Source organism: Chitinophaga sp. (genome assembly GCF_036569125.1).
Classification (GTDB): Bacteria; Bacteroidota; Bacteroidia; order Chitinophagales; family Chitinophagaceae; genus Chitinophaga.
Genome location: NZ_DATCRF010000204.1, coordinates 1 through 10,574, shown reverse-complemented (window position 1 = coordinate 10,574; position 10,574 = coordinate 1). Strand labels below are relative to the sequence as shown.

The 10,574-nt window shown below is 48.0% G+C and carries 10 protein-coding genes; 2 read left to right on the top strand and 8 right to left on the bottom strand.

The genetic code is table 11. The features are described 5' to 3' along the window. Positions 1 to 543 (top strand): polysaccharide biosynthesis C-terminal domain-containing protein (locus VIM87_RS07305; protein WP_331996347.1); only part of this gene is annotated, 543 nt, incomplete at its 5' end. Between the two features lie 98 nt (positions 544 to 641). Here VIM87_RS07305 and VIM87_RS07300 read toward each other — a convergent pair. Continuing rightward, positions 642 to 1,280 carry an MBL fold metallo-hydrolase gene (locus tag VIM87_RS07300; RefSeq protein ID WP_331996346.1) on the bottom strand — a complete coding sequence of 213 codons (639 nt, stop codon included), beginning with the start codon at positions 1,278 to 1,280 and terminating at the stop codon, positions 642 to 644. Between the two features lie 56 nt (positions 1,281 to 1,336). Between VIM87_RS07300 and VIM87_RS07295 the strand changes: the two genes are divergently transcribed. After that, positions 1,337 to 4,702 (top strand): hypothetical protein, encoded by a 3,366-nt coding sequence (locus VIM87_RS07295; protein WP_331996345.1) that lies wholly within the window; start codon positions 1,337 to 1,339, stop codon positions 4,700 to 4,702. A gap of 92 nt (positions 4,703 to 4,794) precedes the next feature. Here VIM87_RS07295 and VIM87_RS07290 read toward each other — a convergent pair whose 3' ends face one another. The 7 genes from VIM87_RS07290 to VIM87_RS07260 form a co-directional block, all read right to left on the bottom strand. Then, positions 4,795 to 5,439 carry a DUF1361 domain-containing protein gene (locus VIM87_RS07290; RefSeq protein ID WP_331996344.1) on the bottom strand — a complete coding sequence of 215 codons (645 nt, stop codon included), beginning with the start codon at positions 5,437 to 5,439 and terminating at the stop codon, positions 4,795 to 4,797. Positions 5,440 to 5,491: 52 nt separating this feature from the next. Then, the gene (locus VIM87_RS07285) at positions 5,492 to 5,866 is read right to left on the bottom strand and encodes a diacylglycerol kinase family protein (RefSeq protein ID WP_331996343.1); all 375 of its coding nucleotides are present in this window, start codon (positions 5,864 to 5,866) and stop codon (positions 5,492 to 5,494) included. After that, the gene (locus VIM87_RS07280; RefSeq protein ID WP_331996342.1) at positions 5,853 to 6,095 is read right to left on the bottom strand and encodes a hypothetical protein; all 243 of its coding nucleotides are present in this window, start codon (positions 6,093 to 6,095) and stop codon (positions 5,853 to 5,855) included. The genes VIM87_RS07285 and VIM87_RS07280 overlap by 14 nt, the downstream gene beginning before the upstream one ends. Positions 6,096 to 6,106: 11 nt before the next feature. Next, entirely contained in the window at positions 6,107 to 7,510 is a 1,404-nt protein-coding gene (locus VIM87_RS07275) for a B12-binding domain-containing radical SAM protein (RefSeq protein WP_331996341.1), read from the bottom strand. A gap of 79 nt (positions 7,511 to 7,589) precedes the next feature. Next, positions 7,590 to 8,942, bottom strand: a complete 1,353-nt coding sequence (gene creD / locus VIM87_RS07270) for a cell envelope integrity protein CreD (RefSeq protein ID WP_331996340.1) — start codon at positions 8,940 to 8,942, stop codon at positions 7,590 to 7,592. A gap of 54 nt (positions 8,943 to 8,996) precedes the next feature. Then, positions 8,997 to 9,293, bottom strand: coding sequence for a winged helix-turn-helix domain-containing protein (locus tag VIM87_RS07265; RefSeq protein ID WP_089906627.1), 297 nt, complete (start codon positions 9,291 to 9,293; stop codon positions 8,997 to 8,999). 49 nt (positions 9,294 to 9,342) lie between these two features. Further along, positions 9,343 to 9,987: a hypothetical protein gene (locus VIM87_RS07260; RefSeq protein WP_331996339.1), complete on the bottom strand. Its 645-nt coding sequence runs from the start codon at positions 9,985 to 9,987 to the stop codon at positions 9,343 to 9,345. Positions 9,988 to 10,574 lie beyond the last annotated feature (587 nt).

The following is a 10,574-nucleotide window of genomic DNA, read 5'->3' as shown; positions in this document are numbered from 1 at the left end:
GTAAGCCTGTACCTGAATGTATGGAAGATCTTTTTACGCAAGCCCTTCTACTACCAGGGTATGCGTATAGTGCCGGTGCTGCTGCTGGCCAATATGTTCCTGGGTATCTATTATAACCTTACCATCTGGTTCAAGCTTACGGACCGTACGCGGGCAGGCGCTGTGATTACGCTGATCACCGCTGCGCTGGCCTTTTTATTTAACTACTGGTGGATACCTGTTATGGGCTATTATGGCGCTGCGCTGGCCACCATGGTATGTTATTTTATCCAGATGGCGGTTTGTTATGTATGGGGGCAAAAACATTACCCGGTACCTTACCATCTGCCCAGGATCCTTACCTACATTGGCCTGGCAGTAGTTACCTGGTTCGTATTCCACTTACTGAATACCCGCCTGCTTTCTCCCGGCAACGTATATGCATTAAAACCGCTTTCGCTGATCGTAGCTACCCTGCTGTTTGCGGCATACGGGTGGTTTATACTACGCATGGAGCGCAAGGAGTTTCAGCGGTTACCGTTCATTGGGCGTTACCTGCGGTAACAATTAATAATGAAGAATGAATAATTAATAATCGTTATGCATGCGCTTCAAGTGCATGCCGGACCCTTTATTATTAATTATTCATTTTTAATTATTAATTACCTCAGGAAGGGGTTATGTAGTTTCTCGAAACCAATGGTGGTCGCAGGCCCGTGCCCGGGATATACCTTTACGGCATCGGGTAATACAAACAGCTTTTGACGGATGCTGTTCAAAAGGGTCTGGTGATGGCCACCCGGCAGGTCTGTACGGCCAATGCTCTGGTAAAACAACACATCGCCCGCAATTACAAATTGTTCCTGCGCGCAGTAGAATGATACGCTGCCCGGGGAATGCCCGGGTGTAAACAGCACCTCCAGCTCACAGGCGCCCAGGGTTATTTTTTCCCCTTCTTCCATATAACGGGCAGGCATAGGCGAAGGCTCAAAAGGTACGTTATACATAGCGCCTGCCTGGGGGGAACGGTCCAGCACCGGCTGTTCCAGCTTATGGATCTCCAACCCTACATTAAAGGTTTTTGCTATAAGGCGGTTCCCGAAAATATGATCCAGGTGGCAGTGCGTATTTAGCAGGCGGGTAACATTTAACCCCTCTTTTTCGATATACTCCAGTAATTCTTTTCTTTCTTCCTCAAAATAACAGCCAGGGTCTATAATTATGCAATCCCTTTTTTCGTTAATAAGCAAATAGGTGTTCTCCTCGAACGGATTGTAGGGGAAATATTTGATTTCAATCATTGTTACCCGATTTTTGCTAATTTTAATTCAGATACAATATTATCAATACTTTCTGTATGAACAGATTTACTACCAGGTTATTCTTCACCGGTACCCTATTACTAACCACGTATTTTCTATCCCAGGCACAGACCAATACTGTTGAATTCGGGCAAAACCGCGTACAGCACAAGAATTTCAAGTGGCGGTACTATCAAACCCGGCATTTCAACACTTATTTTAGTCAGAACGGGCTGGAATTGGGTAAGTATGTAGCCCAGGAAGCGGAGAAGGAGTTACCCTCGCTGGAACAGTTCATGGAGTTCTCTTTCCGTCAAAGGCTGAATATAGTAGTTTATAACAGCTTTGGCGAAATGAAGCAGTCCAACATTGGTATTGGTGTTGACTGGCAGAACACCGGCGGGGTTACTAAACTGGTGGGTAATAAAATGATCGTTTATTTTGATGGCGACCATAAACACCTGCAGATCCAGATACGGCAGGGCATAGCCCGCGTAATGCTGGAAACCCTTTTGTTTGGTGAGGATATCGGCGAGTTTGCCGGTAATGCCGTATTGATAGATTTTCCCAAATGGTTTACAGACGGCTTTATTGCCTATGCGGCAGAGAACTGGAATGCGGAGAAAGATGAAGAGCTGAAAGCCATCCTGCAATCCGGTAAATATACCAAGTTCAACTCCCTTGCATATGACCATCCCCTGCTGGCCGGCCATGCATTCTGGTTTTATGTGGAGAGCAAATACGGGAAAGATGCCGTACCCTACCTCATGTACATATCCCGCATAAACCGGGGGCTGAAAAGAGGTTTTGAGCAGGTGCTGAGCCAAACGCCCAAAAAGGCCATGGAAGATTTCATGATGTACAACATCAGGAAATACCAGCAGGATAACCGCCGCCGCCGCCAAATAGCCCGTGGCCGCACCGTGGTAACACGCGAAGTAGGTAAATCCGACTTTTACCGTTTCCAGGCCAATCCCCGGAACAATTCCTACGCTGTAGTAGAATTTAAGAAAGGCCTGTACCGCGTACAGATCCAGGTAGGCGACAATAAACCGAAAATACTGCTGCGCAGCGGCGTAAAACAGCTGGCCAACCAGCTGGATCCCAACTACCCGCAAATAGCCTGGAACCAGAAGGGTAACCGTATTGCCGTGGTTTATGAATATGAAGGCCGCACCCGCCTGATGGTGTATGACCTGATCAGCAAGATCACCACCAAGCAGGACCTGAACATGTTTGACCGGGTGATAGATATGAAGTACTTCTTTGAATTTGATAATACCCTGCTGCTTTCTGCTGTTAAGAACGGGCATACGGATATTTTCACCTATAACATCAGCAACTACAAAACAGAACAGATCACCAACGATGTGTTTGATGACCTGGACCCTTCTTTTGTAGCCTTCCCGGGTAAAAGCGGTATCATTTATTCATCCAACCGCCCTTCACCCACAGCACGCAGCGCAGATACCGTACTGCCCGGCGGCCGCTATAATGTATTCCTGGTTGATAACTGGAACAAGACCTCTGAAAAACAGATCTCCCAGCTTACAGACATGAAGCATGGCGATGCACGCCTGCCCATGCAGTATAACAACACACACTTTACATTTGTAACAGATGAAAACGGGATCCGTAACCGCTTTGCCGGTTTCTTTAAATCGGAAAGAGCAGGTGTGGACAGCTTATTCTTTGTAGGCTCAGAGATCCTGCATAACCCGGATCCTTCCGAGCTGGATTCTGCACTCTCCGCATACGGCACTACGGCTCCGGATTCCGTGGCAGCAATCACCATCACCAAAGATTCAACTTATGTATTCCCGGTAACTAACTACCAGTATGGTATTAAGGAATCCCGTATAGCGGGCGACCAGGGAATGGTATCTGAAGTAACAGCCATTAACAATTTTAAACGTTTGGTGAAGCTAAAGGTAGATACTACTGCCTTGCGTAAACGTAATGTAACGGCCCGGCCTACCGCCTTCCGCCAGTACCAGATGCACCAGGACAGCATTCGTATGGGACTGCCTACCTATCACGGGCAGCAGCCACCCAGGGATACTGTCAAAAAGCCTGACTTTTTCCAGAACGAATTTGGTAACGATCCGGCAGATACTGTTGCTGCTGTAAAAGATGGCATACCGCCCATTTCAATACCACAGATAGAAGCTGTGTTGAAAAAAGCGCGCCTGCTGCCGTATAAGCTCAAATTCTCATCGGACTACCTGATCGCACAGATAGATAACTCCGTACTTATTAACAAGTACCAGCCCTTTACCGGCCCGCCGGTAAGCCCCATCCGGTTAACAGATCCGGTGAACGGCTTAATTCGTATAGGCGTAAGCGATCTGATGGAAGATTATAAGTTCAGCGGCGGCTTCCGCATACCGTCTTCCCTGGATGGTACGGAATACTTTGCCTCTTTTGCTTACCTGAAAAAACGGTTTGATTATAAATTCACTTATTACCGTAAGGTAGATAAGGCATCTTTGGGCGATCTGTATCCCATTAAGCTGAAGACCAACCTGTACCAGCTGGAAGTACGCTATCCGTTTGACCAGGTACGCAGCCTGCGCCTGCAAACCGGCTTCCGTAACGACCGTATGGTGATACTGGCCTCTGACGACCAGAGCCTGAAAGTGCAGGACTTCAGCGAAAACTATGCGCTGGTACGCCTGGAATATGTGTATGATAATACCATTAACCCGGCTATTAATATCTGGAACGGCACCCGGTATAAGATCTATGGCGATATGAACGCCCAGCTTTCCGGCGACCTGAACGGCTTCTTTAACCCCACTGCAGCGGGTAAAGGCAAATTCACCTACAACATGGGTATTGATGTGCGGCACTATGAAAAAATATACCGCAACTTTATTTGGGCCACCCGCTTCTCAGCCGACCTTTCATGGGGTACCCGCAAGCTGCTGTACTACCTGGGCGGCGTTGACAACTGGCTGAACCCGAAGATCAATACCAACACACCGGTAGATCTGACTGCCAACTACGGCTTCCAGACGCTGGCGGTGAACATGCGCGGGTATAAGCAAAATGCCAAAAATGGTAATAATGTAATGCTGTTCAATACAGAGCTGCGCCTGCCGGTGTTTGCCACCTTTATTGAGAAGCCCATTAACTCAGCCTTCCTGCGCAACTTCCAGCTCACATCCTTTATAGACCTGGGTACTGCCTGGAATAAAACGCTGAACTTTAAAGATGCCAATTACACGTATTATAACGGCAGCGATGGCGTAACGGTGAAGATCAAAGAAGGCTTCCTGGGGCCCTTTGTAGGTGGTTATGGTTTTGGCGCCCGTACTACTATTGCAGGCTACTTCCTGCGGGTAGACGCCGGCTGGCCAATGATCGCTTTCTTCCGCGGCAGCCCCATCTGGTACTTTGGTATGGGCGTGGATTTCTAAGCAAATACAATCATCTTTATACAGCAAGGGGGTGTATCATAAACGATACACCCCCTTTTTAATTGGTATAGGGTATTCGGACAATAGCCAGATCATTTATGTGCAGCAAACCTTAAGTGGTAAAGAATATGCATGAACAAACCCATGCAAACCGTAAAACCCCATACATGGCTATACTCCATGGGGTGCAGCACCATGGCGCCAGTTTCCCTCAATAGGGGCACCGGCTGCACTACCAGATCCCAGCTGTTCCAGCGCAGGTAACGGCCAATGTATACGCCCCAGCCGCATAAAAGCATTACCGGTAAAATAAACAGCTGTACCGGCCATTTGGGAAAACGGTTTATGAACATGCCCTGCATTTGCTTAATGGATATAAAGCCCAGCAGCAGGCCGTTCCAGGCAAAAGACAGGATCAGGATCAGGTCAAACCACATGGGCGCACCGCCTTCCGGTAAATGATACAGGTCAGTAATTATATAGGGTGCATTGGGCAGGTATAGCAGCCACAGGCCGAACACCGGTATCCATACCGGTAAGGGCCATTTACTGCTGTCCAGGCGCCGCATTATCCAGGTTACGTAATAGGGCACCCAGGCCAGGAACAGGTTCCACAACAGAAAGGTATATTGCCAGCTGCCGGTATGGATACAGCGGAACGTTAATAATGCTATACTAAAAGTAACAGCCACCCACAAGGCCTTTCTGCTGCTACCTGCTATGGTAGGTAATTGCATACGCATTTAATGCTTAATTGAAATGTTGAATAATGGTTTGGTTTCAAAACCGCTATTTAAAGAAAACCGGCAGAAATACCACCGCACCCGTAATTACGGCTACTATGGCGGCTATGAGCACGGCGCCGGCCGCTACATCCTTGATCCATTTTACACGGGGGTGGTAGTCCGGCGACAAATGATCCATCATTTTTTCGATAACGGTGTTCAGCATTTCCGTTATCCATACCATGCCTGTAACAACACTAATGGCTATCCACTGCACTGCGGTAATATGGCACCAGGCGCCCAGCGCTATTACCAGCACCGTAGCTACAGCGTGTATGCGGGCATGCGGCTCTGAGATAATGAAAGCAGCGATGCCGCTGAAGGCATACCGGAAACTGTGCAGGCGGCGGTGCAGGTAGTTCTTTTTAGGAGGCATCATGGTTGTTTGGTTTTTGGGCCGTGCTTTCCGCTATCCATTTCCACCAGAAAGCAATACAGGTAAAATAAATAAAAAAGTGGATCAGCGCATCGGCAAGGGATGAACATTGGCGGTCCAATATCCAAACACAGGCCCCTGTTAGCAGTATGGCGGCAATGGTTACCAGGCTGCCGGTTATGCTAACGGGAATGTATGTCCACCCATATTTTTTAAACCAGTACTGCTGCATAACGCGCTCTTTTAATTGAACGAGTGTTGGAGCGGGCCATGCTTCAGTGTTTGCCGCCCGGGAACTTTTGAGAGAATAGCTTCCAGCACGGGCAGCATTTGATTGAGCCCTTTGGTTTTGATAATGAAGTTCCATAATGGTTCAAATTTTTTCCAGCCGCCGGCGTAGGCAAAATGTTTCAGCATATGTTTCAGCTGTGTATGCGCCAGGCTGGCGCTGGTAATATTGCGCCAGCTATAGAAATTGCGGTAGGCCCAGTTGTAGCCCTGCTCCAGCTGCTGTGCCGAAAGGCCGTTGGTGCGGTACACCACATGCCGCGTATCATACAGGTCCCAGTTGCTGTGCAGCAAACGCCCCTGCTGCTGCATTCGTTTATACAGAGCCGTGCCCGGATAGGGTGTAAGGATATGAAAGGTGCAGGTAGTAATGCCATTGTTCACCGCCCAGTCTACCGTGCGTTTAAACACATCTTCAGTATCATCATCCAGCCCGAATACAAAGCTGCCGTTGATCATAATACCCAGGTCGTGCAGGCGGCGGATGGCCTCCGTATAGTCTTTCCCGATATTCTGCTTTTTGTTGCTTTGCTGCAGATTGTTGTTGCTGAAGGTTTCAAAACCTATGAACACACTGCGCAAACCTGCTGCTGCAGCCTGCTCTATCAGGTTGCCGCGTAAAATAGCTTCCACGGTAGAGGCGCCCTGGAACACCCGGTTCATACCTTGCATACCATCAAACAAGGCAGCGGCAAACTTACGGTCGCCCAGCAGGTGATCATCCAGGAAGTAAAGGTGGCGGCCCGGCAGGCGGTCTATTTCCGCCAGGGCTTCATCTGCCTTTTGCACATAAAAAGAGCGGCCGCCTTCAAAAAAAGCATCTTTGTAACAGAAATCACAATGGTGCGGGCAGCCCCTGGACACTACAATGGAATTGGGCACCAGGTACAGGTTACGTTTGATCAGGTCCCGGCGTATGGGTGGTATGCTATGAAGCGTACGTTGCTGTGAGGTGTAGATCTTTTGCGTGCGCCGCTGCTTAAGATCTTTTAAGAACTGCGGAAAAGTATCTTCACCGGGACCGATGAAGATACTGTCCGCATGAGGCATGGCCTCTTCCGGCAACGACGTTACATGCAACCCACCCAGGCACACATAACAACCTTTGCTGCGGTAATGATCTGCTATAGCATAGGCACGGTAAGCATTGGTAATGTACACCTGTATGATCACCAGCTGCGGATCATCGTTCAGCTGCAGGGTTTCCACATGCTCATCCTGCAGGATGATCTCATCATCCGCATCACAGTAAGCCGCCAGGGTAGCCAATCCCAGCGGGGGGAACAAGGAGTACTTAATGGGCCGCCAGTAGGGGCTTTTTGCTTCCGTTAATGCCGGCAGGATCATTTTAATTTTCATGCGTTTATTTTTTGATTGCCTCTATGAACCACCTTCCGCATATACTTCTTTGTGCAAGCAACATTGATCATGCTCCGTTTCATGCGTTAGCATTTTGATCGTATGCGATATTACCGCCCAGTGTATTCCAACGGATCTTGCGGCTAAAGTACATGACGATGGCAAGGATGATGAATAAGCCCAGGCTGCCCATGAGCAATGCCTGATCTTCTGACTGGATGATCACGTAAATAAACCCGTACAACGTAAGCAGGGTACCGCCTACAGCCAGCGTGGTACCAGCTTTTCTGAACACGCTGGCCGCGTAAGCAGTTACCAGGCTTAGGGTTAACAGGGTGGCAATGATATATGCCAGGTTAAAATTCAGCTGCTCGGCAAGGGCAATCAGCAAAGTGTAAAAAATGCATAAGGCCACGCCGATGAGTATATATTGTAATGGATGAACGCTGTGATGTTGCAGTAACTCGATGAAGTAAAACAGCAGGAAGGTAAGGCCGATGATCAGTATGGCGTATTTCACGGCCCTCATGGATTTGGCATAACCATCTACCGGTAAAAAAAGCTTTACGCCAAAGTCCGCATCTTTAATATCATATTTATCTCCTACGCTCCAGCTTTGGGGGAAGTTGCGGTTCAGGTGCAGCACCTGCCAGCTGGCGGTAAAACCTTTAGTGGTGATATCGCGCTTTTCCGGCAGCACAGAGCCATCAAAGCTGGGATTGGCCCAGGGTGCGTTTATACTTACCCGGGTGGTTTTGCCTACCGGTGAAAAATAAATAAGGCCGGATCCTTTAAGGCCCAGGTTAATGGAAAAGCTGGCCGTATCACTATTAGCCACCATACCGCTTAAAGGAATGCGTGTTTGCACACCATTGCCCAGTAAGTCGGCCGCGGGCGTGCCAGGATTGCAAACATATGGCTGTCCGTTCCATAATACCTGCAGCTGGTTGGTGATGCCGCGCATGTCTGAAATACCGATCGACAGGTACGCCTCATCCCACAAAAAGCTGGTAGCCGGTATATTCAACGCTACAGGGTCGGGTGGTGTAAAGGCGCCGCTCAGCTGTAACTGAGAGCTGTATACAGCCACTTCATAAATGCCCCGCTTGCGGATCTCCGGCGCCAGCTGCCCGTTGATATTGAGCTTATCCGGTAAAAAGCAGGCCTGTTTGCGGATCAGCTCTTTTTTCTCATTCAGCTCCGTGTAAGGCACTACCAGCACCGGACCGGTAATGGTTTGCTCGTTGGCCCATTTGCTGCTTACTTCCTTGGTGGCATCTGTTTGCAGGTGCTCCCGTTCGGAAATAAGGCCCATGATCATGGCGGTGGGAATAAGCAATACCAGTACCAGGAAGCCAATTACCATGGCTTTAATGGAGTAGGAATTACGTTGCATAAATGTTTGCTTCTCGGTGGTTTGCGGTGTTTCCATGTTTTAAGTTTTAAAAAGTACTTTGTATTTCAAAGTATAGGGATAAAAAAAATTTCACTCTATAGAACGGATCATATTTTCCAGCGCAGCCAGGTGCCCTTTAAAAGCTTTTTCCCCGGCTTTGGTAATGGAATAGGTGGTATTGGTCTTACGGCCAATAAAACCCTTGTGCACTTTCAGGTAACCGTTCTCCTCCAGCGTGGTCAGGTGGGAAGCCAGGTTGCCGTCTGTCACTTCCAGCACCTGCTTCAGGTCGTTGAAGCTCACCTCCTCATTCACCATGAGAACGCTCATCACGCCCAGGCGAATGCGGCTGTCGAATAATTTATTGAGATTACCTATTGGATTCATTGCATCACAATTTCCATAAATTAATTGGAGAAAAATATACCTGCTGTTTTCAGCCTTCTATTTTCATTCCTCTTTCATATTTCCACCACATTACAAGGCCATAGATTATATGGAGCACGCCAAAGCCCAGGGCCCAGAAATAAAGGCCACGGCGTAAAAAGAAGATATTCAGGATCCCCAGAATAATTTCCGTAATACCTAAATAACGTATATCCGTGAGGGTATATTTGCTGGCATTTACCAGGGCCAGGCCATAGAACACCAGGCAGGACGGGGCTATTAAAGGTTCATGATTATTATACATTAACCCCAGTATAAAAAAACCGCCGGTTACCAGTGGCAGACAGAGGTTCACCACAACTTTACGGGAGGTTGCATCCCAAATGGGCAGGTTATTGCGGCGTGCCTTGCGCCAGGTAAAATAAGCGCCGCCGGCCAGGGTAACGGCCAGTACAACAACTGCCAGTGCAATCAGTTTAAAGCGCAGGGCAGCGTAGTCGTTATCATAATAACTGCCGCGGGTATCCCAGGCAAGATAGTAGCTATGGATCCAGAGGTAGGCCACTGTGGCGCCGGCCAGGCCGCAAATGCCGGCCCATACGCCGCTTAAGCCGCTAAGGGATATGAAACGGCTGCTGCGTTCCATTATGCGTTTAATATCACTTAACGTTTCCAGATGCTGCTGTTCGTTCATATAGAAAGCACTTTGTAATTCAAAGTTAATGGAAATATTGGATTAACAAAATTATTTGGTGCGGTGAAGTATGGAGGGGGTGGAAAATGATTGAGGATCATTGGGTAGCGGATCTGTTAAAGTTGGTTATTTCTTCTTTATGCAAGTTTCTCTTGTAGGTCATGTGACCATTGTTGGATAAGATTGCTAAGTTGGCTGGTGACGCTGCGGGTATAGCGTTCCATTTTATATGACAAGCTTCTTTTTGTAAGCAATGCGTTCATCTGTTGGGTATGATTTCCTAAGCTGTTGGTGATATTGCAGTGCAGTGTTATTCCTTTTTTTATGGCAAGCTTCTCTTGTAGGTCATGCGTTCATTTATTGAGTATGATTTGCTAAGTTGGCTGATGATACTGCGGGTATAGTGTTATTCTTTTTATGGCGGGCTTCTCTTCGCAAGCAATGTGCTCATCTGTTGGGTAAGATTTACTAAGTGGCTGGTGATACTGCGGGTATAATGCTATTCTTTTTTATGGCGGGCTTCTCTTGTAGGTCATGCGTTCATTTATTGAGTATGATTTGCTAAGTTGGCTGATGATACTGCGGGT